Source organism: Corynebacterium sp. P4-C1 (genome assembly GCF_030503595.1).
Taxonomy (GTDB): Bacteria; Actinomycetota; Actinomycetes; order Mycobacteriales; family Mycobacteriaceae; genus Corynebacterium.
The window spans coordinates 1,610,038-1,634,664 of the sequence record NZ_CP129966.1; the positions used below are offsets into that span (position 1 = coordinate 1,610,038).

The 24,627-nt window shown below is 63.5% G+C and carries 25 protein-coding genes, 5 tRNA genes and 1 pseudogene; 15 read left to right on the forward strand and 16 right to left on the reverse strand.

The window, feature by feature from the left end; all coding sequences use genetic code 11:
• Nucleotides 1-16: 16 nt before the first annotated feature.
• Complete coding sequence (locus QYR03_RS07610; RefSeq protein WP_301712614.1) at nt 17-691, forward strand: queuosine precursor transporter; 675 nt, start codon at nt 17-19, stop codon at nt 689-691.
• Nucleotides 692-1,012: 321 nt separating this feature from the next.
• Complete coding sequence (locus tag QYR03_RS07615; protein ID WP_301712615.1) at nt 1,013-1,888, forward strand: endonuclease domain-containing protein; 876 nt, start codon at nt 1,013-1,015, stop codon at nt 1,886-1,888.
• Nucleotides 1,889-2,054: 166 nt separating this feature from the next.
• Here QYR03_RS07615 and tgt read toward each other — a convergent pair whose 3' ends face one another.
• From tgt to QYR03_RS07645, 6 genes are all read right to left on the reverse strand, one after another.
• On the reverse strand, nt 2,055-3,332 hold the full coding sequence (gene tgt / locus QYR03_RS07620) for a tRNA guanosine(34) transglycosylase Tgt (protein WP_301713528.1): 1,278 nt from the start codon (nt 3,330-3,332) through the stop codon (nt 2,055-2,057).
• A complete protein-coding gene (locus tag QYR03_RS07625) occupies nt 3,329-5,749 on the reverse strand; it encodes an MMPL family transporter (protein ID WP_301713527.1) in 2,421 nt (806 codons plus the stop codon). Before QYR03_RS07625 ends, tgt begins: the two co-directional genes overlap by 4 nt.
• Before the next feature lie 94 nt (nt 5,750-5,843).
• Nucleotides 5,844-5,931: transfer RNA gene (locus QYR03_RS07630), tRNA-Ser, on the reverse strand.
• 77 nt (nt 5,932-6,008) lie between these two features.
• Nucleotides 6,009-6,221, reverse strand: a complete 213-nt coding sequence (locus tag QYR03_RS07635) for a CsbD family protein (RefSeq protein ID WP_259849107.1) — start codon at nt 6,219-6,221, stop codon at nt 6,009-6,011.
• A gap of 107 nt (nt 6,222-6,328) precedes the next feature.
• Complete coding sequence (locus tag QYR03_RS07640; protein ID WP_259849108.1) at nt 6,329-6,790, reverse strand: nucleoside deaminase; 462 nt, start codon at nt 6,788-6,790, stop codon at nt 6,329-6,331.
• A 14-nt stretch (nt 6,791-6,804) separates the two neighbouring features.
• Nucleotides 6,805-7,329 carry a tRNA adenosine deaminase-associated protein gene (locus tag QYR03_RS07645; protein WP_301713526.1) on the reverse strand — a complete coding sequence of 175 codons (525 nt, stop codon included), beginning with the start codon at nt 7,327-7,329 and terminating at the stop codon, nt 6,805-6,807.
• Between the two features lie 153 nt (nt 7,330-7,482).
• On the opposite strand from QYR03_RS07645, the gene QYR03_RS07650 reads away from it, so the two are divergent.
• A complete protein-coding gene (locus QYR03_RS07650; protein WP_301979024.1) occupies nt 7,483-8,445 on the forward strand; it encodes a prephenate dehydrogenase in 963 nt (320 codons plus the stop codon).
• Between the two features lie 287 nt (nt 8,446-8,732).
• Nucleotides 8,733-9,920: an IS481 family transposase gene (locus tag QYR03_RS07655; protein ID WP_301713561.1), complete on the forward strand. Its 1,188-nt coding sequence runs from the start codon at nt 8,733-8,735 to the stop codon at nt 9,918-9,920.
• Between the two features lie 100 nt (nt 9,921-10,020).
• Here the strand turns inward: QYR03_RS07655 and QYR03_RS07660 are convergent.
• Nucleotides 10,021-10,093, reverse strand: a tRNA-Arg gene (locus QYR03_RS07660).
• A gap of 69 nt (nt 10,094-10,162) precedes the next feature.
• Entirely contained in the window at nt 10,163-11,464 is a 1,302-nt protein-coding gene (mgtE, locus tag QYR03_RS07665) for a magnesium transporter (protein ID WP_301713558.1), read from the reverse strand.
• Nucleotides 11,465-11,832: 368 nt separating this feature from the next.
• Here mgtE and QYR03_RS07670 point away from each other — a divergent pair, with 368 nt between their 5' ends.
• From QYR03_RS07670 to QYR03_RS07680, 3 genes are read left to right on the forward strand one after another with little or no spacing between them, the layout of a single operon-like run.
• A complete protein-coding gene (locus QYR03_RS07670) occupies nt 11,833-12,150 on the forward strand; it encodes a hypothetical protein (RefSeq protein ID WP_301713557.1) in 318 nt (105 codons plus the stop codon).
• Nucleotides 12,151-12,178: 28 nt separating this feature from the next.
• A complete protein-coding gene (locus QYR03_RS07675) occupies nt 12,179-12,832 on the forward strand; it encodes an ATP-binding cassette domain-containing protein (protein ID WP_301713556.1) in 654 nt (217 codons plus the stop codon).
• Nucleotides 12,825-13,790 (forward strand): hypothetical protein, encoded by a 966-nt coding sequence (locus tag QYR03_RS07680; protein WP_301713555.1) that lies wholly within the window; start codon nt 12,825-12,827, stop codon nt 13,788-13,790. Before QYR03_RS07675 ends, QYR03_RS07680 begins: the two co-directional genes overlap by 8 nt.
• 41 nt (nt 13,791-13,831) lie before the next feature.
• On the opposite strand, the gene QYR03_RS07685 is transcribed toward QYR03_RS07680, so the two are convergent.
• Together QYR03_RS07685 and QYR03_RS07690 are read right to left on the reverse strand one after the other, a co-directional pair.
• A tRNA-Arg gene (locus QYR03_RS07685) sits at nt 13,832-13,907 on the reverse strand.
• Nucleotide 13,908: 1 nt separating this feature from the next.
• Nucleotides 13,909-13,998, reverse strand: a tRNA-Ser gene (locus QYR03_RS07690).
• A gap of 93 nt (nt 13,999-14,091) precedes the next feature.
• Here QYR03_RS07690 and QYR03_RS07695 point away from each other — a divergent pair.
• The 4 genes and pseudogenes from QYR03_RS07695 to QYR03_RS11045 form a co-directional block, all read left to right on the forward strand.
• Nucleotides 14,092-15,150 carry a histidinol-phosphate transaminase gene (locus QYR03_RS07695; RefSeq protein ID WP_301712750.1) on the forward strand — a complete coding sequence of 353 codons (1,059 nt, stop codon included), beginning with the start codon at nt 14,092-14,094 and terminating at the stop codon, nt 15,148-15,150.
• A 38-nt stretch (nt 15,151-15,188) separates the two neighbouring features.
• Nucleotides 15,189-15,617, forward strand: coding sequence for a hypothetical protein (locus QYR03_RS07700; RefSeq protein WP_301712749.1), 429 nt, complete (start codon nt 15,189-15,191; stop codon nt 15,615-15,617).
• A gap of 56 nt (nt 15,618-15,673) precedes the next feature.
• A complete protein-coding gene (locus QYR03_RS07705; RefSeq protein ID WP_301712748.1) occupies nt 15,674-16,057 on the forward strand; it encodes a phage holin family protein in 384 nt (127 codons plus the stop codon).
• Nucleotides 16,058-16,254: 197 nt separating this feature from the next.
• Nucleotides 16,255-16,878: pseudogene (locus QYR03_RS11045) on the forward strand (SGNH/GDSL hydrolase family protein); the annotation flags it as partial.
• Nucleotides 16,879-16,995: 117 nt separating this feature from the next.
• Here QYR03_RS11045 and QYR03_RS07715 read toward each other — a convergent pair.
• Nucleotides 16,996-17,080 (reverse strand) — tRNA-Ser (locus tag QYR03_RS07715).
• 77 nt (nt 17,081-17,157) lie between these two features.
• The gene (locus tag QYR03_RS07720) at nt 17,158-18,408 is read right to left on the reverse strand and encodes an aminotransferase class V-fold PLP-dependent enzyme (protein WP_301712746.1); all 1,251 of its coding nucleotides are present in this window, start codon (nt 18,406-18,408) and stop codon (nt 17,158-17,160) included.
• Between the two features lie 154 nt (nt 18,409-18,562).
• Here QYR03_RS07720 and QYR03_RS07725 point away from each other — a divergent pair, with 154 nt between their 5' ends.
• Both QYR03_RS07725 and QYR03_RS07730 read left to right on the forward strand, forming a co-directional pair.
• Nucleotides 18,563-19,411, forward strand: a complete 849-nt coding sequence (locus QYR03_RS07725) for an ABC transporter permease (RefSeq protein ID WP_259849508.1) — start codon at nt 18,563-18,565, stop codon at nt 19,409-19,411.
• A 39-nt stretch (nt 19,412-19,450) separates the two neighbouring features.
• Nucleotides 19,451-20,269, forward strand: coding sequence for an ABC transporter ATP-binding protein (locus tag QYR03_RS07730; RefSeq protein ID WP_301712745.1), 819 nt, complete (start codon nt 19,451-19,453; stop codon nt 20,267-20,269).
• A 150-nt stretch (nt 20,270-20,419) separates the two neighbouring features.
• Here the strand turns inward: QYR03_RS07730 and QYR03_RS07735 are convergent, their stop codons facing one another.
• Nucleotides 20,420-21,400 (reverse strand): hypothetical protein, encoded by a 981-nt coding sequence (locus tag QYR03_RS07735; RefSeq protein ID WP_301712744.1) that lies wholly within the window; start codon nt 21,398-21,400, stop codon nt 20,420-20,422.
• A 90-nt stretch (nt 21,401-21,490) separates the two neighbouring features.
• On the opposite strand from QYR03_RS07735, the gene QYR03_RS07740 reads away from it, so the two are divergent.
• A complete protein-coding gene (locus tag QYR03_RS07740) occupies nt 21,491-22,465 on the forward strand; it encodes a glycosyltransferase (RefSeq protein ID WP_259849128.1) in 975 nt (324 codons plus the stop codon).
• Here the strand turns inward: QYR03_RS07740 and QYR03_RS07745 are convergent.
• From QYR03_RS07745 to QYR03_RS07755, 3 genes are read right to left on the reverse strand one after another with little or no spacing between them, the layout of a single operon-like run.
• Nucleotides 22,462-22,920 (reverse strand): GtrA family protein, encoded by a 459-nt coding sequence (locus QYR03_RS07745; protein WP_259849129.1) that lies wholly within the window; start codon nt 22,918-22,920, stop codon nt 22,462-22,464. The genes QYR03_RS07740 and QYR03_RS07745 overlap by 4 nt on opposite strands.
• Before the next feature lie 6 nt (nt 22,921-22,926).
• Complete coding sequence (locus QYR03_RS07750) at nt 22,927-23,850, reverse strand: hypothetical protein (RefSeq protein WP_301712743.1); 924 nt, start codon at nt 23,848-23,850, stop codon at nt 22,927-22,929.
• Nucleotides 23,851-23,870: 20 nt separating this feature from the next.
• Nucleotides 23,871-24,359, reverse strand: coding sequence for a hypothetical protein (locus QYR03_RS07755; protein WP_259849132.1), 489 nt, complete (start codon nt 24,357-24,359; stop codon nt 23,871-23,873).
• Between the two features lie 44 nt (nt 24,360-24,403).
• Between QYR03_RS07755 and QYR03_RS07760 the strand changes: the two genes are divergently transcribed.
• Complete coding sequence (locus QYR03_RS07760) at nt 24,404-24,625, forward strand: hypothetical protein (RefSeq protein WP_259849134.1); 222 nt, start codon at nt 24,404-24,406, stop codon at nt 24,623-24,625.
• Nucleotides 24,626-24,627 lie beyond the last annotated feature (2 nt).

Here is a 24,627-nt window from a genome sequence, read left to right on the forward strand (position 1 = left end):
TGCAATGATATTGCGCATGTCGAACCCCATCTCCCACCCGCACCCCATCGCGCGCTCGCCGTACCCGTACCTGCTTGCGGTATTCTGCGCAGTATTCCTGATCTCCAACATCACCGCGCAAAAAGGCGTCGAACTCGGGCCACTGGTCACCGACGGTGCCTTCTTCCTCTTCCCCATCTCGTACGTCATCGGCGACGTAATCGCTGAAGTCTACGGATTCAAAGCCGCCCGGCGCGCCGTGTTCACCGGTTTCGGTATCGCCGTGCTAGCGGTGCTGTCCTTCTACATCGCGATCTGGCTGCCAGCCGCCAGCTTCTACGACATGCAAGACACCTTCGCCGCCGTGCTGGGTCTGCTGCCGCGCATCATCCTGGCATCTCTGACCGGTTATGTCGTGGGTCAGCTGCTCAATGCGTGGGTGCTGCAGAAGATGAAGGACCGCTTCGGCACCGACCGCCTGTGGGCGCGCCTGATCGGCTCCACCATCGTCGGCGAATTCGCCGATACCCTGCTGTTCTGCTCCATCGCCGCCGGCGTCATCGGTATTGATTCGGTCGGGGCATTCGTGAACTACGTCGTGGTCGGCTTCCTGTGGAAGACGCTGATGGAGGTCGTCCTGCTCCCCGTCACCTACCCGACCATCGCCGCCGTGCGCCGAGCCGAGGAGCGCGCGAGCGCCGTGACGGCGTAGGCGCTGCTGCTGGCGTCTTTAGGAGTGTCTCCGGGAGTATCTCGGGGTCTGTTGCCTGCGGGACCTCTGCACGCGGCTCGCGTCCGTGGATCCAGCTACTTGGATCCAGCTTTTCACTCGTATAGGGATGGATAGCTGGATCCAAGTAGCTGGATTCTTTTTGTTTTGTCTCCGCCCATGCGGTGCGGTCGTGGCTCAACCTTGCTATGGTGCGGACCAGAGACCGCGTTCGGGGGGGTGCGGCTCGAGGGGGGAACAATGAACTACGTCCAATTGCGGGGCCTATTGGTCCCGCGAGGCCATGCGCACGAGCAACACTTCGTGAAGCTGTCCGCCACAAAATTCATCCGGGCCACCGATTGGGATCGGTTGAAGAGATTCGAACAGGACTACCTCCGGTGCTACGCCGTGGCTACAGCAGCGCACAAAGCTGTCCTCGTGGGGCGCTCTGCCGCTCGGGTTGCAGGTCTGTGGGTGCTTCCGCTGCAAACTGACACAGTGGAACTCGCCCAGACATCCGGTCGCCCGCCTTCCACGAAACAGTGGCCGCCGCATGTGCGCTACCACCACATACCAGTGGCCGTCAACGACGTCCGAAAGCTCATAGCCGAAGATGGAACCGGCCGCAGCACACTCCGGATCACCCAAACGCACCGCACTATCGCCGATGTGGCCCGGCTGCACGGCCTGCGTCACGGCGTCGTAGCGCTGGACAGCTGGCTCAGCGGGACCACCGACATGAACGCGCTGGAAATCCGTGAAAGCGTCGAAGCCGCTATCACCCTTCTCGCGGGTAAGAAAGGCATCGCCGTGGCGCGCCAAGCGTTAGCGCTCAGTTCCAAGCTGTCGGAGTCACCGTATGAGTCGCTGTTCAGAGTCGTCCTCACCGAACACGGAATCACCGCCCAACCCCAGATGTGGATCGGGCGGCAAACGCGAGTCGATTTGCTGTGGGGGCAACTAGTCATTGAGATCGACGGGGAATCCAAATACGAGCAAGTCCCTCACGAAACGGTGCTGAAACAGCTCAAAAGGGAGAATTGGCTCCGTGAGCAGGGCTACGAGGTAATACGTCTCTTTCCCGCAGAGATTCTCCGCGACGAGCAGGGGTGCGTCCAGCGAGTCATCGAAGCCAAGGCACGCGCGGATGGCAGAGGACCGGTCCGTATCCGGGCGACCCGGAACAGGCCGTTCTAGCTGATTGGCTTCCGGTGCAACAGATCCAGCTACTTGGACCCCGCTATTTGGCCGAAAAAGGCCACTAAGCTGGATCCAGGTAGCTGGATTTGCGGTTATGGGGGGCTGGCTGGTCGCGGGGTCGGGGCTGCGGCACACGCGGGGGCGGGGTGCGGAGGCACGGGCGCTAGCGCCCCGCGTAGTACCGCCCCATGAACTCGTCGCGGTAGGCCTCGTAGTCGCCGGCTTCGATGGCGGCGCGGATGTTGTCTACGAGGCGCACCATGAACTCCAGGTTGTGCAGGGTGCACAGTGTCCCGGCGAGGTATTCCTTCGCACGGAGCAGGTGGTGGATGTACGCGCGGGAGTAGTTCTCGGAGACGTAGCCGCCGAATTCCTCGTCCACGCCCACGAAGTCGCGGCGGAAACGGGCGGCCATGAGGTTCATGCGGCCATCCAGGGTGTATACCCCGCCGCGGCGGCCGAGGCGGGTCGGGGCGACACAGTCGAAGGTGTCGGCGCCGGCCTCAATGGCGGTGAAGAGGTCGTCGGGTTCGGAGATGCCCAGAAGGTGGCGGGGCTTGTTCTCGGGCAGCTCGTCGGTGACCCAGCCGACGATGGTGCCCAGGTTCTCCTTCTCCAAGGCGCCGCCGATGCCGAAGCCGCCGAAGCCGCGGCGGCCTTCAGAACGCGCTTCGCGGTCGAGTTCGAGCAAGCCGTGGGTGGCTTGTCTGCGCAGGTCCTCGTACTGAGCGCCCTGCACCACAGCCCAGAGGGACTGGAGGGGCTTGCCGGTGCGGACGCGGGTGAGGCGGTCGTGCTCGAGCAGGCAGCGGCGGGCCCACAGGCGGGTGCGCTCGACGGAATGCTCCTGGTAGGCGCGGGTGTCTACGAGCGTGGTCAGCTCGTCGAAGGCGAACATGATGTCGGCGCCCAGCTGGTGCTGGATCTGCATGGACACCTCCGGTGTGAAGCGGTGGGAGGAGCCGTCGATGAAGGACTTGAAGTCCACGCCGTCGTCGTCGACACGCGCCATGCGGTCCTTGTTGGCGGCGCGGATGTCCTCGTCGGTGAGTCCTGCGACGTCCATGGCCAGGACTTTCTTGAAGCCGACGCCCAGGCTCATGACCTGGAAGCCGCCGGAATCGGTGTAGGTGGGGCCGTGCCAGTTCTCGAAGGCGGCCACTCCCCCGGCCTCGTCCACGATGTCGGGGCCGGGCTGGAGATAGAGGTGGTAGGCATTGGACAGGATCGCCTGTGCGCCGGTTTCGCGGATCTGCTCCGGGGTGAGCGTCTTCACCGTCGCCTTGGTGGCCACCGGGATGAACGCGGGTGTCTGGATCGGTCCGTGCGGTGTGTGGATCACGCCTGTGCGGCCGTGGCGGCCAGGGGCTTCTTCGAGGCGGGTGCCCACTTGGAAGCTGAGGTCGGGGGCCGGATCAGCGTTGGAGGGGGTATCGGTCATGCTGTGGCGTGCTCCTTTTCAAACTGGCGCTCCAGCTCCTCACCTTCGATGTCGAGGTTGGGCAGGATGCGGTCCAGCCATTTCGGCATCCACCAAGTGGTGGTGCCCAGGATGAACATGGTGGCGGGGACGAGGGCCATGCGGACGAAGAAGGCATCGAAAAGCACAGCGGCGCCGAGCGCGAAGCCGAAGATCTTGATGAACGGCAGCGGCTGGTCGATGAACGCGACGAAAACGGCGATCATGATGATGGCGGCGGCGGTGACCACGCGGGCGCCGCGGACGAAGCCTTCGACGGTGGATTCTTCAACGGCATCGAGAACGGCTTCCGGGTCGTCGCCGGGGCGGCGGAGGCGCGTGTACTGCTCGCGCATGCGGGTGACCAGGAAGACTTGGTAGTCCATGGCCAGGCCGAAGGTGACTCCGATGAGCAGAATCGGCAGGAAGGACAGGATCGGCCCCGGGGTGTTCACTAGACCTGCCGCGCCCTCCTGGAAGACCATGACGGTCGCACCGAAGGCCGCGCCGACAGACAGCAGGAAACCGAGCCCCGCGATGAGCGGCACCAGAATCGACCGGAAGACGATGATGAGCAGGAGGATCGCCAGGCCGACGACGATGGCGAGGTATATCGGCATCGCGCCCGCCAGCTCCTCGGTGATGTCCATCTGCACCGCGGTGAAGCCGGTCAGGCCGACATCGACACCGGTCGCGTCCTCGATCTCGGTGTCCATTTCACGCAGCGCGTGCGCGGTGTCCACCGTGTACTGGTTGTCCGGTCCGGTTTCCGGGGTGGCCAGGATCTGCGCGGCGGTCATGTCTTCGTTGACGCCGATGAGCTGCGCGTGACGCACACCCGTCACCGAGCCAGCGCGCTCCATCGCGTACATGAAGGAGGACAAAGCGGCTTTTTGCTTATCGACGTCCCCCGCTTCCCCATCCACCGCATCATCCGGAATGGACCGCATGTAGGGGGCGAGGCCCTCCGCGTTCGGGTCGGCATCGTGGGCATCGACGACGAGCAGGAACGGCGCGTTGACGCCTTCGCCGAATCCCTCGGCCATGAGGTCTGCGGATTTGCGCTGGGTGGTGTCGGTGTCGCTGTTGGAGTCGGAAGGCAGGGACATCTCCATCTGCAGCACCGGCAAGGAACACACACCGAGCAGGATGACCACCGCAGCCATGACCAGTGCCGGGACTCGGCGCACGATGTTCACCCAGGCGCGGCCGAGAGAGCGGGTGTTCAGATCCTTGCCCGGGCGGTCACCAGGACCGGGATTGCCGGCCACGCCCGGGATCTTGCCGGCGAAGATCTTGTCGCCGAGCAGGCCCATGAGGGCCGGCAGAAGTGTGATGGCCACGGACACGGCGATGGCCACGGTCGCCGCGGCGGACAGGCCCATCCAGGAGAGGAATTCGATGCGGGCGAGCACCAGCGCGACTAGCGCAGTGAACACGGTGGTGCCGGCGAACAGCACCGACGAACCCGCGGTCCCGACCGCGAGGCCGGCGGCTTCGGGGCCGGGAAGGCGGTGGCGCTCCTGCTTGTAGCGGGACAGGATGAACAAGGCGTAGTCGATGCCCACGGCCAGACCGATCATGACGGCCATGATGGGTGTGACCTCGTTGAGCTCCGTGAAGCGGGTGGCAATGAGGATCAGGAAGGTGCCCAGGCCCACCCCGATGACGGCGGTGATGACGGGCATGCCCGCGGCCACGAGGGAGCCGAAGGTGACCAGCATGACCAGGAAGGCCACGCCGATGCCGATGATCTCGCTGGTGGTCTTGATCTCGATGGGGTCGCCGAAGCCAGGGCCGCCGGCCTCAACTTGCAGGCCCTTCGACCGGCCCAAATCGAGCGCCTCGTTGACGACAGCACGGTCTTCATCGGTGACCTGCATGGAGGTCTCCGCGCCGAATTCGAAGGTGGTGTAGCCGATGCGGGCGTCGTCGGAAAGCAGCTGAACGTTGTGGGCATCGGCCTTCGCGCGCTCCTCCGGCAGCCCCATCTCCGTCATCTGGGTGACGATTTGGTCCGTCTGCTCCCGGGATACGGTGACCGGGTTGCCGAAGCGCTGGGTCCCCGCCATGTCCGGCAAGTTATCTTTGATGTAGCCGACCGTCTCGTCGATGGTGGCCATATTCCCCGGCTCATCCAAACGCTGACCATCGGGGGCCTTGAACACCAGGTTCACCGACGGGGCCTGGACCGGGTCGCTGATCCCGGGGAAATTCTCGCCGAGGGACTCGAGTGCGTCAATCGACGGTGTTCCGGAAATAGCGAAGTCGGACGAAAGCGGCTTCGACAGCGTCAGCGCTCCGGCCACACCTGCGGCGAAGAGCAACAGCCAGGCGACGATGACCTTCCATTTATTCAGGAATGACCATTTGCCGAGCCGGTAGAGGAACTTCGCCACGGGGATCCTTTCCTAAAACAAAAAGTTCGTGGTTTGGGGAGTGAACACGGCGACATTTCGCCGAATTTTACCCAAACCACGAACTTCGTGAAAGTGGCGGTAGCGGCGGGATTTGAACCCGCGGAGGTTTTACCCTCACTCGCTTTCGAGGCGAGTACCTTCGGCCGCTCGGACACGCTACCGCAGAACAGAGTAGCGGTAGCGTGCGCGGAGAACCAAATTCCTAGGCCCCCGGGCCGAAGCCGCCGGGAAGCGACGCTTAGTTCTCGTCGCGGGAATCCTGGATCTTGCCAGCGACCTCGTTGGCCTTGTCCTTGATTGCGTCGCCGGCCTCGTTCAGCTTGTCCTTCACACCACCGGTGAGCTGGTCAGCCTTGCCCTCGTTCTGCAGGGAGTCGTTATCGGTAACGTTGCCCAGAGCTTCCTTAGCGTCGCCCTTGACCTGGTCCAGCTTGCCGTTGAGATCAGCCATGATCCTTCTCCTTCTAAATCGTTTTCGCTTACCTTGCCCATGGTAGGGAAAACGTGCTGCCCTTTCGATAACAATTCAGTGTCAACTGGACCACGCGGGCAGCACACTCAGCGGAGGCGCCCGAAGAAACCGGTCATGAGGCGCGCGGTCTCCGGTTCCAGGACACCGCCGCGCACCTCGACGGTGTGGAGGTGGGAGGGGTCGCGGAGGACGTCGATAAGCGAGCCCACAGCTCCCGTCTTTGGCTCGTATGCGCCGAAGACGACGCTTTTCATGCGCGCGCCCAAGATGAGGCCGGCGCACATCGTGCACGGCTCGAGGGTGACCACGATCTCGCAGCCGTCGAGCCGCCAGGTACCCAACGCGCGCGCCGCATTCCGCGTTGCGACGACCTCCGCATGCCCCGCCGGATCCTGTTCCGTCTCGCGGCGGTTCGTCCCCGTGGCCAGCTCAGTGCCGTCAGGGCCGTACACCACAGCACCGACGGGAATGTCGGCGGCGGGAGTGGTGCGGGCGACCTCGATGGCGCGGCGCATCCGCTCCACGGCGCGTCGTTCGAGCTGGCTCATCGGTGTGCGCGGGGCTAGCTGAGCGCTTGGTCGAGCTCGTCGATGAAACCGAGCTCCTCGGCGATGCGGTCGATGACGTCGGAGGGGTCGGCGGCAGAGTCGTCGATAAGCACGCTCATGACCTGCTCGCTGAGGCCCACATCGTCGAGAATCTCGAAATCCCCGTCGGCCCAGCCGTCGATGTTGTCCAGCTCGTCCGGGTCGATGTCCGGGATGTCGATGTCGGCGGCGTCCAGCACGTCCGCGGCGAAATCGTCGTCGACCGCCATCGTCGCGTCCGAGATGAGCACGCGGGTGCGCGATGGGCCCGGACGCACGATGACCAGGTACTCCTCCTCAACATTGAGGAGCGCGAACGCCGCCCCTTCGCTGCGCAGTCCGCGCACTGCGTCAACGGAGGTGGCCAGATCCTCGAAATCGTCGTCGAATTCAGCGACGACCCACTCGCCGTCCCGCCTGGCAACGGTGACCGCGTAGCCGTCTTCGAAGGCGCCACCGTACCCGCCGCCCTGGCCCGGTTGCCCGCGTCCGTCACTCATGCCTAGTCAGACTACTCGCGTTGTGGAAAACTTGTCAGCGTGAACGAGCAACACCGTACGGCAGGCATCCAGGGGTCCGACGTCAGCGTCAAGGGGCGGCGCACCCTGCCCCCGACCTGCGTCATCGGGCTCGGGCTCATCGGCGGTTCCATCATGCGCGACCTCGACGCCGCCGGGCTGCCCGTGTACGGCTACAACCACTCACGTTCCGGTACGCGCGCCGCGACACGCGAAGGCTTCGACGTTTCCGACGATCTGTCACGGGTGCTCTCCCGCGCCTCCTCCGACGGGGCGCTCATCGTCCTCGCCGTGCCGATGCACGCGGTGGAAGATGTCCTCGACTCGATCACGATGTACGCCCCGAACTGCGGTGTGACCGATGTCGTCAGCGTGAAAAAGCCCGTCGACGAGCTAATCAAGGAGCGCGGCATGCAATCGCGCTACGTCGGCGGCCACCCGATGTCCGGCACCGAGGACTCCGGCTGGGGAGCATCCCGTGTCGGCCTGTTCACCCGCGCCGCCTGGGCGATCACCTACGACTACGCCACCGAGTGCGAGGACGCCGGCCAGCGCGTTCCCGCGGGGTGGGTGGACCTGTTCGGCCAGGTCTGCGAACTCGCCCGGGTGTGCGGTGCCGAAGCTGTCCCGGTGTCCGTGGATAAGCACGACGAGGCCGTCGCCCGCGTGTCCCACCTGCCGCACGTGCTGGCTGAAGCACTCGCAGTCGTCGGCGACCGCGGCGGCACCCTCGCCCAGTCGCTTGCCGCGGGCTCTTTCCGCGGCGCCACCCGCGTGGCCGGCACCGAACCGGAGCTCGTCCGCGCCATGTGCGAGACCAACGCCGATGCCGTTGTGAAGACCCTCGACGAGATCATCCCTCTGCTGCAGGACGCCCGCGCATCGCTCGCCTCCCCGCGCCCCGACCTGGAGCAGCTCGTCGGCGCCGGCTACCGAGCCGTGACCCGCATGGGCGCGCGCAAGGGAGCCCGGGCGGAATCCGTCTCGCCGGTGAAGATCTCCTCCCGCCCCGTCATGCGCATCCAGCTCGGTGCCGACGGGTGGGTCAAAGCCCTGCGCCAGACAGAGTCGCTGGGCGGGCGCATCGACGTGTTCTAGGGAAATCCCCGAACAGCAGAGAAGCCCGCGATCCGGCGGGATTGCCGGGTCACGGGCCACTCATGAAACGTGCGCCCGGAGGTGTCTGAAGTCATGACATAGTTGACACGGCGTGCCTGGGACATCATTCCTGATGGTTGACAGGTCAGTCGCGACATGGTTGACACTTAGGGGGCGGAAACATTCTGGGGTGATGGTTGACACCTCAGTCGCGACATCGTTGGCACCTTCCGCTACCCCCGCGCGTCTGGTGCCGATGCGGGGATCAGTCGGGACATCGTTGACAAATGAACAGCCCGAACCGCAACCTTGCCATCGTCAAAGCCGTCCGTGATCAAGGTGAACCAGTCATCAAAGTCGCCAAACGCTTCGGCATCTCCCGCCAGCGCGTCTACAAGATTCTTGCCGAGTTCGACGCCGGCGGCGCAGAGGCCATCGCCCCGAAATCCCGCGCACCGCACACCCACCCAAATGCCGTGCCGGACAGCTTGCGCAACTACATCATCGACATGCGCAAAGAACTCACCAAAGCAGGACTCGACGCAGGCCCAGACACCATCGCCTTCCACCTAGACAGGCAGGGGCTTCGCACCCCGTCAACATCAACGATCCGCCGCATCATCACTGACGCCGGACTCGTCGACCCGCAACCACAAAAGAAACCACGCAGCTCCTACATCAGGTTTGAAGCCGCCATGCCCAACGAATGCTGGCAAGCCGACATCACCTACCTCTTCCTCATCGACGGCAGACGCGTAGAAGTCCTCGACTTCATCGACGACCACTCCCGCTACCTGCTATCAATCACCGCCCGGCCAGCATTTACAGGCCCAGCAGTCGCAGCAGAACTCCAACGCCTCATCGACACCTACGGCCCACCGGCATCCACGCTCACTGACAACGGGCTGGTGTTCACCGCCCGGTTAGCCGGACGAAAAGGCGGCCGCAACGCTTTTGAGAAAGTCCTCACCGACAACTGCATCCAACAGAAAAACGGCCGGCCAGGACACCCACAAACTCAAGGCAAAATCGAACGCTTCCACCAAACACTCAAACGCTGGATCAACGCCCAACCACCCGCCGAAACCATCCCCCACCTTCAACGACAACTCAACGAATTCGCCGCCTACTACAACACCGAACGCCCCCACAGATCACTTGGGCGGCGCACCCCACAACAGGCATACACAACAGGACCCAAGGCCGAACCCAACCACACCCCCGAAGAAGAATGGCGCGTCCGCAACGATGTCGTCGCCCCCAGCGGCAAAGTCACCATCCGCTACGCCGGCAGGCTCTACAGCCTAGGAATCGGACGCGCCTACTACGGCGAAGAAGTCCTGATGGTCATCACCGACAACCACATCACAACATCACTAAAAGAAACCGGCGAACCCATCGCCGAGCACTACATCGACACATCCCGCAATTACCAAAAAGCCTACTGGCGAAAAGGCCAACCCCCACTGACCTGAAAACCAAAACCGGCGCCTTGGAAAAATAAAAACCAAGACACCGGTTTGTCCACCATGTCGCGACTGATCTGTCAACGATGTCGCGACTGAGGACAAAACGTGCGCCCGGAGGGATTCGAACCCCCAACCTTCTGATCCGTAGTCAGATGCTCTATCCGTTGAGCTACGGGCGCGTGTTTTGCAACGAGATGTAACGGTACACCACGGTGAACAGCAGGCAAAATCGGCTGGTCGCAGAGCTGTCACAGCCCCAGAATCGATGTCGCGATGAGGAAGTAGATGACCAAGCCTGTGGCATCGCAGAACGTGGAGATGAAGGGGTTGGAAAACACCGCCGGATCAGCGCCGACGGTCTTCGCAATAATCGGCATCGCGCCGCCCACCGTCGCCGACATCGTGCAAATGGACAGCAGGGTCAGGCCGATCACCATCCCCATGTCCAATCCGTAAACAAGAGTGGCCAGGGAGAACCCGAGGGCGCCCAGCACGGCGCCGAGCAGGAGCCCCACCCGGACTTCGCGCCACATGACTTTGAGGATGTCTGCTTTGTGGACGTCGCCAAGCGCCAATGCCCTCGTCACTGTTGTCGCGGCTTGGTTGCCCGTATTTCCTCCCGTGCCGGTGAGCAGCGGGATGAACAAGGAGAGAACCACCGCCTGCTCCATCTTGGCCTCGAAGATGTCGAGGACCTGCACGGTGAGGATCGCGGAGACGGCCAACACGAGCAGCCACACAATGCGGGAGCGCACCAGTTTGGTCAGGGGCGTGGACAGGTACGGCTGCTTCAGCGATTCAGAACCGCCCTGGCGTGCGCTGTCCTCGGAATCCTCGCTCTCGACGATGTGCTGCGCCTCATCGAAGGTGAAGATGCCCACGAGCCGGTTGCCCGAATCCACCACCGGCAACGCGAGCAGCGCCAGCGGCAGGAACCAGCGGGCGGTCTCCTCGGCATTGGCGCCGGCCTCAGCAGAGGGAGTCACTTCGAGCAAGTCCGCGATCTGCGTGTCACCGTCCGCCAGGAACAACCGCCGCATCTTCACGATGCCGGTGAGCTGCCGGTCGCGGTCGATCACGGGGAGGGTGTACAGCGTTTCCAGGTCATCATGCTGCTCGCGAAGCAGCTCGCGCACCTCGTGCGCTGTCATCGTTCCGTAGATCTCGGGGATCTCCGGGGACATTACGCGGCCGACAGTCCCCTTCGCGTATCCGAGGACCGCGTGGGTGTTCTCCTTGTCCTTCTCATTCAGCTCTTTGAGCAGGCGTCCGGCGACGGGGCCGGGGAGCTCGTCGAGAAGCATGACGCGGTCCTCCGCACCCATTCCCTCGAAGAACTCGCCGACGCTCCCGCTGCCCAGCGCGTGCACCATGTCCGCCTGGTGGCGCGGGTCCAGCGCATCGAACACGACACCGGCGCGCTCGGGCGGAAGCAGGCGGAACAGCACCGCACCGCGCTTGGCGGGCAAATGCTCGATCAGTCGGATGATCTCGCTGAGCTCCGCCCTTTCAAGCAGACCGGAGATCTCCTCCGCACGGTCTGTGCGCATCCGCTTTTCGACGAGCCTTTCCAAATCCCGCAGAGCCTCACTCTGCTGCGTAGCGGGCATGGCGTCCTCTTTCTCTCGTCCCTGTGTGAGCTGCAATTCCCCTGCGAGATTAGTAGATCTGCCGACTCTTAGGGGCGGCCGGTCTCGTCTCGAGGCATGTAACAGTGCGGCAACGAACCTACCGCTTGATCGTTCAAGCGGTTGCTAAATGCGGAGAACTTTTTCTAGTTTCGGATAGCAAGCCAGTCAGTGAGAATAGCCAAACAAATACGAACTATTACGGCGACCTATTAAGGCGAAACGGAATAAAACATCACCCGCTTCCTTCACTCAACTGGAACGACGAAGACGAGGAAAGGATTTCCGAGATGCACGAAAAGAAGTTCACCACTTCTCTGCCCCTTGACGAGATCCCAACCCGTCTGGCCAGTCTGGACAAGTTCAAGCTCAAGGATTCCTCCTCCGACAAGCTGAGCGCCACCGTTGGCAGCGTGTTCAAGTTCAAGATGATCGGCGTGTACTTGAGCGATAACTACCAGGCGCCCATTGCTATCGAGGCGACTCGCGAAGGCGACTCCACCACCGTGACCCTGAGCTCCAACTCCCCCGACATGTTCGCCACTCCGAAAGCCCAGGAGTTCTTCGAACGCGATTACACACAGATCCAGCAGCTTCTCTCGGCGTAGACCGAAGCGCAGACCGAAGTGTGAACCAATGAGCAGCGAGATCAGCTTTCTCCGAGACGCCACCGTGGGCCACCACGGCAACGCACTGCTCGAAAACGTCGATCTAGTACTGCAACCAGGCACCGTCACGCGCCTCATCGGCGCGAACGGCACAGGGAAATCGACGCTCATCCAATCAGCGCTAGGGCTTTTACCCCTAGTTAGCGGTACGTGGACTTTCCCCCATCGACCCGGAACGGAGGGTTACCAGCGCGCCATCGGCTATTTGCCGAGCACGGTTACCGGCTACCCGAACTTGACCTTGGACAACTGGTTTTCCCTCATCGCTTCCGGTTACGGCATCCCGCGTGCGGAGGTGGACACTCTCTGGGATGACCTCGGCGGCCGTGGAAACCCCTCCAGCATCATCGAGAACTTATCGTCCGGGAACCGCAAGAAGAGCCTGTTCACGTCCGCGGTTGCTCTGCAGCGGGACGCAATTTTTCTCGATGAGCCATTTGAGGAGGTGGACCTTTACGGCCAGGAAATCATGGCCTCCAAGATCGCAGACCAGGTCGCCCGCGGTGCGGCCGTTCTCATCGTCTCGCACCGGTCCGTCGACCATCTCCTCCGCGTCGACACGACCGTGGAAATCAAGAACCATTCGCTGAAGACCGCTGCCGCCCCGGAGGCCCATGGCTGACCAGGCGCGCACAATCAATCTGCTCCGAAAGAGCTTCTTTCCGCGTGCGCTCACCGAGCGCATCATCCGGTGTGTGTTCCGGTTCGCCACCGTCACCGGGATTCTGTTGGCTGGGAACGCTCTCGAATGGGGCGGGAACGCCATCGGCTTTCTCGTCGGGTGGACAGGGTTACTCGCGTTGGAAGCATCCCAGTCGAGGGCTCTTTCTACCGGTGCCCTCACATCCTTCTGGCCGGGCAACCGCAACCACCGCATCCTCGCCGGAATGACCGCTGTGGAACTCCCCGCACTGGTACTGCTCGCCGCAATCGTGTTCATTGCTCGCCCGAGTCCGCTGCAGGTCGCGGTCGCAGTAGCGCTCCTCCTAGCCCAGAATGTCATCCTCGTGGTCATGGAGGCGCGCAAGGCCGACGGGAAAGCTTCATTCGAGCAGTTCGTGCGCGACGGCGGTGTCACGTGCATCATTCCCGTCGTGCTCGCGGCGATCGCCGTTCCTGTACACGATGCGGCACCGATGGAGAACATCGTCCAATCGGCGGGACTCGTCGCAGTCATCGGTAGCGAGATCGCTTTCGCTCGGCGTCTCAGCGGTTTCACGCCCGGGGTCTTTGTCCCCGACTATTTGCGCACGGAGGTGAGGCGCTTCGGGGGCCGCCAAGCACGATTCGTTTTCACCGGCGTGTTAGTCGCTGGGCTGCTCGCTGGTTTCGCCCCGATCATCGCCCTCGGCATCGCGGTCTCCCTGTTCATCGGGGCACACTTATTGCACAGCATTTTCTTCTTCGCCGGCTCAGTGCCCGGCCGTGTGGGCCTAGTCATGCTCTTCACAGTGGCTACTTCGGTGCTTTGCGGCACAGCGTTAGTCCTCGACAAGCATGTTCAGTTCACGCTCCCGATCTTTCTGGGGGGGCGCAGCCATCGTTGCGCTCAGCGCGTTCGCCGCGCACAGCAGGCTTGACGACGAACGCATCGCCCGCAACATGTAGACCCCCACAAAATTGGTGCGCCCGGAGGGATTCGAACCCCCAACCTTCTGATCCGTAGTCAGATGCTCTATCCGTTGAGCTACGGGCGCATGGCGGAGATGACAGGATTTGAACCTGCGGACCTCGTGAAAGGTCAACTCCTTAGCAGGGAGCCCCAATCGGCCACTCTGGCACATCTCCATAGCCTTGTTACACACTACCCACAACAGGGCAGCCGAACAAAAACTCACCGCACTGCTAACCGACGGGGCTGGGGACATAGACTAATGAGCCATGATTCGCCACGACCTCGACGCAATTCCCGCCTACGTTCCTGGCAAGACTGATCCGCATGCTTTGAAGCTGTCCTCGAATGAGGTCGCGGGTGCTCCCCTGCCCGCAGCTGCGGAGGCGATGGCGAAGGCAGCCATGCTGGGCAACCGGTATCCGGATATGGGCGCAGTTTCACTGCGCCGCGCCCTTGCCCGCCACTTGGGTGTCGAAGACGGGAATGTGGCTGTCGGCTGCGGCTCATCCGCGCTGTGCCAGCAACTCGCCCAGGCGACTTCCACCGTCGGGAACAACATCATCTTCCCGTGGCGCAGCTTCGAGGCGTACCCGATCTTCTGCCGCATCGCCGGTGCCGAGCCGCGCCCCGTCCCGCTCGTCGACGGCAACCACGACCTCGAGTGCATGCTTTCGCTTATCGACGCCTCCACCTCCCTGGTGTTCCTCTGCTCCCCCAACAACCCGACCGGCGCCGTCCTTTCCACCGCTGACTTCCGCGCCTTCATGGCCCGGGTTCCGGAGCATGTGACTGTGGCGCTCGATGAGGCTTATTTCGAGTTCAACCGCGACCCGGACGCTGTCAACGGCCAAGAGGTCTGGCGCGATTACCCCAACCTGCTCTGCCTGCGCACGTTCTCCAAGGCTTACGGGCTCGCCGGAGTGCGCGTCGGATACGCCTTCGGCAACGCCGAGCTCGTCGCTGCCGTGAACAAAGTCGGAGTGCCCTTCCAGGTCAGCGCTGTTGCGCAGGTTGGGGCCATCGCCTCCCTCGAGCACTCCGATGAACTGCTTGCGCGCGTGGAGGACACGATCGAGGTCCGCGACGAAGTGGCCGACAAGATCGGGGCGGCGCGCTCGCAGGCCAACTTCGTGTGGGTGCCTTTCGACGACCCCGAGCGCGCCCCTGCGATTGCCGACCGCCTAGCCCAGCACGGCGTTCTCGTCCGCGCATTCCCTGAGGGGCTCCGCATCACAGTCACCAACCGCGACGAAACTGACGAGCTCCTCTCTGCCTGGGATGCTCTGCAGGTCGCACAGGTTTCGGCCAATCATGCTCGTCGGTAAACCGAGCGTCCCGGCTCGAAATCACTAAGATTGCGGGCATGAAGCTGAATTATTCCCTCAACACTGGTTTCGCCTCGGGCGACGGCGCTCCGCCGACCCGGGACAACATCGACTCGTGGATCGCTTGGGCGCCCGTGCCCGCATCCGACCTGACTGCCGACACCACGCTCGGCACGACTTTTTTCTTGACGCCACGCGCGATTCCCCAGCTCAGCGAGGACACTGTCCTCTTGGGCGTTCCTGTGGGCGAAGCTGGCCTCGACATTGACGCATCGCTCGACCCGCAACAGCTCTCCTACACCGACGGCGCGGACGCGAAGGTGAGCACGTCCCGTCCAGTGGAGCTCGACGTGGTGCGCGTGGTCGCCGCGAAGACGGGTCCGGCTCGTCGACAAGCACAAAGCGCGCTTATCGACGTCCCCGGCGAGCGCCAGTTCCACATCATCCACGAGCTCTTTGAACAATAATCGGGCATATAATTGGAGTTAATTGCCCCATTTTTTCAATTTAAAGGAGATTATTCGTGCGTTTTGTCGTCGATGTCATCATGACCGCCCTCGCACTGTGGCTGGTCACTCTCGTCGTTCCCGGTGTTGAAGTCATGGGCGGTGTCGGCGCCTTCATCTGGGTGGCGCTGGTGTTCATGTTCGTCAACGCCTTCATCTCCCCGGTGGTGAACCTGATCAGCCTGCCACTGAAGATCCTCACCCTGGGCCTGTTCTCCCTGCTGGTGAACACCCTGCTGTTCTCCATCGTCGGCTGGATTTCCGACGGCCTGGGCAACGGCCTCCAGATCGACGGCTTCTGGGCGGCATTCTTCGGCGCGATCGTCATGGCGATCGCTTCCTGGATCGTCGAGGGAGTCTTCAAGGCGACCGGCCTGAGCGGCGACAAGACGAAGGCCTAACTTCACAGCAGCTCGAGCCCGCTTCCGGCACCACCGCCGGACACGACTGGCGCGTGCACTCACCGCCGCTTCCCTGGCGGTCGTTGCAATTGGCGGCGGTGTCGTCGGCGCGGGCATTCCCGCGGCGGAGGCAGCTCCCAACGGCAACATCGTCACCTTCGGAGACTCCTACACCTCCAACCCGGATGAGCTGCGCAATGCCGTGCGCAAGGTCCCCCATCCCGCAGGTGCAGGACTTCGTTTACGGAAATGGCCAGCCCAGCCGACACGGTTGCCTGCAGTCGCAGGACAACTGGCCGCGCCAGCTCGGCCGGATCACCGGCGTGCCTATCGACGACTTCTCCTGCACCGCCGACTCTTCCCACACCATCCCCACCAGAGTTAACTGGGCGATCGGCTCCGGCACGATCCACCGCGGCACGCGTGCCGTGGTCATCTCCGTGGGCATCAACGATTTCGGGCCTTACGGAATGGCGCGCGGCGCCGACCCGCTGAACCCGGGCAAGGTCCGCAGCGACTACGTGAACAACATCCGCACCGCCGTCAACAAGGCCCGCGCCGCGGCACCCGGTGCCAAGATCATCATCGCAGGCACCCTCTCCATTTCGGATCCGGGCCCGCTGAACACGCTGTGCTTCCTCAACGTCGTCCCCAACGCGCCCGCCGGCATCCCGATGCCACCCCTGCAGCAAGTGGAGAACCTCGCCCGCGACAACCAGCGCGCCGCAGCCGCGGCGACGGGCGCCACCTACGTGGAGATCAAAGACCCGTCACGGTCTCACAGTACCTGCGCGCCGGACCGGCAGCGCTGGGTTGCCGGAGTCGTCGACCCCGGTACTCCCCACCACATGTCGCTGCACCCGACGAGTGGCGGCTCGCGCTTCATGGCGGAGACGATCTCCCCCCCACGTGTAGCTCCACACATCGGGCTTGAACTGCGGAGACGGCGGGATTTGAACCCGCGGAGGTGTGACCCTCGCTGGTTTTCAAGACCAGTGCATTCGGCCGCTCTGCCACGTCTCCCCGTCGCAAAGCAATTGCGACTCACTCACCTTACAACACCGCCCACCGGGTCCCGCTAACGGCGGAATGCCCGCCTTTTACGCCAGTGACGCCACGACGCGGATGAGCTGCTCCACGTCAGCCTCCGTGTTGAAGGGCCCCAACCCCACGGTGACGGCGCCGCCAATTTCCTCGATGCCCATCTCGGTGAGCAGCGGTGTCGCCTCTTCAGGAGTGGTCAGGGTGGTGACGATGCCGTTATCGAAAAGCCGCTCGTACACCGTCGCCGCAGGCACGCCCCGCACCCCGAAGGTGAGCCGCGGAAGCCGTTCAGTGCTGGCCTCGGAGGCTGCCTCGCCAGTCACGCCGAGGATATGCACGGCCGGCAGGGTACCCAGGAAGGTGTACAAATCGTCGCGCAGGCCGTCCAGGTAGGCGGTCATCTGGTCCATCGACCTTGTCAGTCGGGCCCGGCGCGTGGTGCGGCCGCCCTGCTCCGGCACGAGGCTCGCCACGTGGTCCACCACCGCGGCGGCGCCGCCGGCGAGGCCCGGGGAGACGTCGAGAAGCAGCTTGTCCGCACCCGTCACGCGCGGGTCGCCGGACAGGGCCTCCATGCGCTTGAACATCGCGGTATCGCGGACCACCAACGCCGCGATCTGGGGGCCGCCCAGTGCACCGAGATCGAGGCCGACAACATCGGCGCCCCACTCATCGAAATCAATCGAGTGGTACGGCGCGTACGACGACGCATCTACCACGACCCAGGCGCGCGAGCGCTCCCTCACCTCATCGACGATCTGGGAAACAGGAGTCACTGTTCCGAGGAGGGAATGGGCGGCGGGGAGGGTGACGAGGCGGGTGGAGCCGTCGATAAGCTGCGTATATTGCCATGCAGGAAGCTCGCCCGTACCCAAATCCGCGTGCGCGCTACGGACCTCCGCCGGGGCACGGCGCACAGCCGCCGTCAACGCCGGCGCATCCAGCGCGCTCACGACAATCGACGAATCGTAGCGGAACAGCGGCTTCATGCCAGTGACCAGCGACGCGTACAGCACAGGAAGACTCGGGCCCAGCACCACGCGCTCCGCCGACGCCCCCACGAGATCCGCGACCGCATGGCGTGCCGACGCCACGAAAGTCTCCCCCTCCGGGCGCCCCAACGCCTGACGCGAATGCGACCCAGCATTGACCTCCGGGGCCGGCACCGCCGTGGCCATCCTGAACGACCGCGCCACCGCCGCAGAGACCCGCTCCGGCACCTGCGGACAATCATGCGCGTTCAAATACGTCCAGCCATCCGAAAGCGAGGTGTACAGCCCGCGCACGCTGGCCACATCGTAAGCCACGACGACGCTCCCTTCCGGACGAAATCACAGTGTGTGGCTATTGAACACCACCCACGCCACAAGCAACAAGTATGCCTGCACAATTTGGCCCGCGCAGGGCACTAGGGTGGTACAAGTGCAGGACAACGAACAGCTGCTTGCCGACGTCTCCCGCATGACCTCGGCGGCCCACGACCACACCCCCGCCTCCAAATCGACGACCCTCTCGGCGTCCGCCTCCGACCTCGCGCGCGGCTGGAACCAATACGAGCTCTGGCTCCAACTCGGCTGGCAGGACATCAAGCAGCGCTACCGCCGGTCGACGCTCGGACCGCTGTGGATCACCATCGCCACAGGTGTCATGTCCCTCGCCCTGGGCCTGCTGTACTCCATGCTGTTCCAGATCTCCGTGCGCGAATTCCTCCCCCACGTCACCGTGGGCTTCATCGTCTGGGGCTTCATCTCCGGCTGCATCAAGGACGGCGCGAACGTTTTCATCGAGAACGAAGGGCTGATCAAGCAGCTCCCCTCCGCCTTGTCCGTCCATGTGTACCGGCTGGTGTGGCGCCAACTGCTGTTCTTCGCCCACAACATGGTGATCTGGCTGATCCTCGTGCTGATGTTCCGGATTCCTCTCGGGTGGAACCTACTGCTATTCATTCCGGCGCTCGCCCTGATGGTCGTCAACGGCGTGTGGGTGACCATGCTCTTCGGCATCATCGCCACCCGCTTCCGCGACGTCGCTCCCCTGCTCGAAGCTCTGGTGCAGCTGCTCTTCTACGTCACCCCGATCGTCTGGACCACCAAAACCCTGCGCGAACAGGGCGGCGAAGTCGCCCAGCGCGCACGCATCGCCGAGCTCAATCCGCTCTACCACTACCTCGAAGTCGTCCGCGCCCCGCTCATCGGCGAGCCCGTGGCCGCTTACCACTGGGGCATCGTGCTGGTTGGAACTGTCATCGGTCTCTTCCTCGCCATGCTCGCCATGAAGCAGTGGCGCTTCCGCGTCCCCTACTGGGTTTAAGCTCGAGATCCGCAACAGGTGTAAAACAAGGAGTTCACCATGGTTTCCATTGACACCTACAACGCCTGCGTCGACTTCCCCATCTTCGACGCCAAGTCCCGCTCCCTGAAGAAAGCGGTGATGAGTTCCGCCGGCGGCGCCATCGGCAAAAACGATTCCAACACTGTCGTTGTGGAAGCGCTGAAGGACATCAACCTGCACCTGCGCGAAGGCGACCGCGTTGGGCTGGTCGGCCACAACGGTGCTGGCAAATCCACGCTGCTCCGCCTGCTCAGTGGAATTTACGAGCCCACCCGCGGCGTCGCCGATGTCCGCGGCCGCGTCGCCCCGGTGTTCGACCTCGGCGTCGGCATGGACCCGGAGATCTCCGGCTACGAGAACATCATCATCCGCGGACTCTTCCTCGGCCAGACCCGCAAACAGATGAAGGACAAGATGGACGAGATCGCCGAGTTCTCCGAGCTCGGCGACTACCTCTCCATGCCCCTGCGCACCTACTCCACCGGCATGCGCGTCCGCCTCGCCCTCGGCGTGGTCACCTCCATCGAGCCCGAGATCCTCCTCCTCGACGAAGGCATCGGTGCCGTCGACGCCGCTTTCATGGCCAAAGCCCGCATCCGCCTCGCCGAGCTGGTCAAACGATCCGGCATCCTCGTATTTGCCAGCCACTCAAACGATTTTTTGGCCCAGCTCTGCAACACCGCCCTCTGGGTGGACAAGGGCGAGATCAAGCAAGCCGGTCTCGTCGACGAGGTGGTCGAAGCCTATGAAGGACCCGAAGCCGGTGACTATGTCCGCGACCTTCTCACCCGCTTCGACGAGGAGGAGAGCGCCCCGGACACCGGCGAGCTCGGCTGAATCGGGCGGAAAGGGCGACCATCGGAGGCGTCGATAAGCTAGGCGCTGGATCGTTCTTGAAAAAATCAACAGCTCCCCGTTTTCGTCGCCCACCCACAAACCTCCTACCTGGCGATTTATGATTCCCCAATTTTCGGGGTGTCGATTTTTTCAGGTGCGGATACGAATCAACTCGTCCAGGGCAACGCCCACCGACGCAAGGGTCTCCTTCCCCACCCTCAGCACCGTCCACCCCAAAACGGCCGCCTGCATGTTGATCCGCGAATCCCGATCCCGGCGGCTCCGGCGCAAATGATCCTCGCCGTCATACATGATCCCGATCTTGAGGCCGGACAAGGCGAGGTCGAATACCGTAACGATCTTCCCACCGCGTTCAAGCACCACCTGTTCTTCCAGATCGAGACCGTGAGTCCGACACACTGAGGAACATAAAAGGCGCATTTCGGTTTCTTTCGGTGAATCGGCACCATCACTCGAAAGCTTCAGCACCTGCCTCAACCACCTTTTCGCCAGTCGTTGCTTACCGCAGGACTCAATCTCACTGGGATCCAAGTTGAATCGCCGACGACACGCATCCACCAGCTGCACAGCGCGAACAGTTCGCGCATCCAAACCCGGAACGGGATGAATCTGCCATGCGTCGAAACCTCGCCGGACATGCTTCAATGCCTGGATCAAAGCATCGTAAGGAGGGGAAATCCGGATTGGCTGCCCGTGATAGCGGACGATCCAGACGCTCCGCTTCGGGTCTCTGAAAACCGACGGAGCGTAGACCGAACCCAGCTCAGTCTTGGCCACGGGCCCGTAGAGAGCGACGTCGCAGGCATCAACGAAATATCTAAGGCCGTACACCGCCAACGCGGACATTCCGCCTACCGAGTGGTCGGGCCGTTCGAGGGCCATCGCTACTGCGCGGGCTGCTGCCGGAACCCTGTAGACGATCTTCCGGGGATGAAAAAGGGAGTTCTTTCCCGCGAGTTCCAGCGGTCGAAGCACCGGATGAGTTGTGAAGAAGCGGCGCGAAACACGCGTTCCGACGCCATCGTCTCGCAACACCGTGTGCACTAGACCGCTGACATCCATGTTGTTGCGCAGCGTGACCGTCCTGTCCGGAGCTTTTCTCGGCTTCATGCCTAGTTAGACTGCGCAACCCGACCTGCGGTTCCGTGCCCTCGGCGCGGGTAGGCGGTAGATGAGGGGGCGCGTGGCAGAATGGTGCGCATGAATTCCCCCGCTTTCGTTCCCCGTGGCAGTTCCAGTTCTGATGCCGCCGTAACGCTGAATCCGCAGGGCACGACGACGGCCGCGGTGATCGTGACGCATAAGCGGGTGGAGCTGCTCCAGCACTCGTTGAAGCAGGTTGTTTCGCAGTCGCACCCGGTGGATTGGGTGATCGTGGTGGATAACGGCTGCGAATCTGAAGTACAGGACCTGGTCACCGAACTAGCAGGCGAAAAAGCCGTCTACCTCCCTTCCCGGACGAATCTCGGCGGCGCGGGCGGTTTCGCCTACGGGTTCCTGCATGCGCTCGCGTTGGGCGCGGACGCGATCTGGTGCGCGGATGACGACGGCCGCCCCGCAGACAAGAACGTTCTGGAAACGCTCTACACAGTCGCGCAACGGGAAGGCCTCGCGGAGGTCTCCCCGGTGGTGTGCAATATCGACGACCCGAACCGGCTCGCGTTCCCACTGCGGCAGGGACTGACGTGGCACCGGCGCCGCGACGAGTTGGAGGGGGAATTCCTGCCGCAGTACGCGAGCCTGTTCAACGGCGCGTTGATCAGCGCGAGGGCGATGGAGCGCATCGGCGTGCCGGATTACCGCCTGTTCATCCGCGGTGACGAAGTGGAGTACCACCGCAGGCTGGCCCAGTCGGGCATGAGGTACGGCACGGCGTTGACGACGGCGTACCTGCACCCGGATGGCTCGGCGGAGTTCTACCCGATCATGGGAGGCCGCGCGCACGCGCAATGGCCGGACAACGACACGAAGCGGTATTTCACGTACCGCAACCGCGGGTACATCATCAATCAGCGCGGGATGCAGAAGATGAAGCTGCAGGAACTGGTGCGCTTCGGCTGGTTCTTCCTTATCCAGCGCCGCAACCCGCGCGAGTTCAAGGAGTGGTTGAATCTGCTGCGCATGGGTGCAAACGAGAACTTCGAGCGCCCTAAGCGCAGCGGCTCACAGACCTAGCGCGGCGGCTCGTCGATGACGACGCGGGCGGGTTCGCGGAAGATGAGCACGCGCTGCAGCACGAAGTTTGTCACGGTGGCCACGCCCTGTGCGATCACGAAGGATACTGCGTCTTTCCACGGATCGACGAGGCCGAGGCTGCGCAGCGGGGCGTTGGTGACGGCGAAGAGCATCCACTGCACACCGAGGGTAGACGCGTAGAGGATGAACACGGCAAGCGCGCGTTTGCCAGTGATTTTCGCTTGGAAAGTGAACTTGGAGTTCAGCAGGTAGGCGACGAGGGTGCCGAGGCACCAGCCGAAAACTTTCGCCACGAGGCGGTCGTATCCGACGACGTGGGTGAGGGTGTACGTCAGCCCGAAGTCGAGGATGGCGCAGAAGACGCCGACTGCGAGGAACCGGACCAGCTGTTTCTTCGCGCTTGTGGGCCGAGTCGCTTCTACCTTGGTTGACACGCCGGATTACTTTACCCGAAGCAGTGCGCGATAAAGGTCAAGCTTATCGACGGCCGATTTCCCCCCAGCCCCATATCCCCCCACCGAAGCAAGACGCACCAGGGAACCGGCGCAGAGCTGCTCGATCTGGCAGGCGCGCAGAAGACTGCCGTCGGCGGCGGTCCAGCCGAGGGCCGCCATGGCGGATTCGGCAACGTCGTCGGTGGTTGCGGAGTCGACGAGGCAGGACAAGGCAAGCACGGTACACCAGAAGGCGTCGCGGGCTTGCTGGGTGCGCTCCCGCGGCAGGCTGTCCAGCACATCGGTCACGCCGGGGGCGAGTTCGGCAGGCCGGGCTAGGTCAAGGGCTTGCAGCAGCGGCAGGAAATCCATTGCCCGGGAGCGGGTGACCACATCCACCACGTCGGGGCGGACGCTGGCCATGACTGTCTCCACAGCGGACGGCCCGAGGAGCTGGGCGTTGATGGCGGCGACATCGAAAGGCTCGCCCGCGAAGTCGCCGGCACCGGCGACGCACAGGGCGCGCGGGGTGGCAGCGTCGCGCGGGTAGATGTCCATGAGGGTCAGAGTGAACTGCCACAGCCCCCAATGGAAGTACAGGACGTCGCCGGGGTTGCGCAGGTAGCCGCCGAGCGAGTCCGCGGCGTCGAGACGCCCGGAATCGCCGTGGTGCCTGGTGAAGCGACTCGGTGTCGGGATGTCCTCCGGCACCGCGAAGGCGGTGTGGATCGCGCGCTGGGCGTCCTCGAGAGAGCTGTCGGAGCTGAGGCCGATGTGGCGGAGGACCTCTTCGTCGGCAAGCCACGTGCAGCAGCGCACGAGCAACGTGCGGTTGCTGCGGGTGCCTCGGAGGCGGGCGCGAGCTGCATCGAGGTCGACGACAGACGCCACCTGCTGGCGGCTCTGCGGTCGGTACAACGTGCTCGGCATAGGCCCCACCCTAGTGGGGATCAGCGGGCGGTGGCGCGAGCCTGGGCCTCCGAGCCAGCGAAAATCAGGGCGCCAATGATGAGGCCGAGCAAGGTGTTGGGGCGCTTCACGCCGCGGCGGCTCAGGGCGCGGGCAAGCGCGTTCTGCACCGTAATGCCCAGGCGGGTGCCGCCGACGAGGACCGCAACAACGCCGAGTAGGATCCCCCACGTCTTCGCCGGTCCGGCAGCCTCGGGCGCGTCCTGGACGTGGGCGGTGAGATCGTTGCGCGGATCCTCGTCGAAGGCGTTGAAGACGGCGACTGTGCCACCGAACGCCGCAGCGATGGACACCCAGGCCGCCGCACGCCCCGGCGTCGACCGCACGTAGTCCGGAACCGAGATGAAGGCAACCGCGTACGCGGCTTGGATCAACCGGCCGCCGGTGGTGTTGTCGAGGGCGTTGTAGTCGATGCGGTCCTCCCCCGTCTGTTCCTGGACGGTCCCCGCTTTGGTGGTCTGCTCAGTCATGGCCACCAGAATACTGCTGAAACAACGGCCGTAGAATGGCCGGCATGGCTAATTCTGACGGCGCCCCGCACATTGCTGCCCAGCTCACCGACCTTCCGCTGGATGATTTCATGACCCGACTCGTCGCCCAGGAGCTGCCGCTTCTGGATAGCACGAGCCGCTCAATCGTCTACGAGGAGCTGCGCGCGTACAAGGAATCGGGGCAGCCGACGATCACCAGCCAGGAGGGGCTACCGGAGCGAATCCGCGAGATCATGGAGCTGTGATT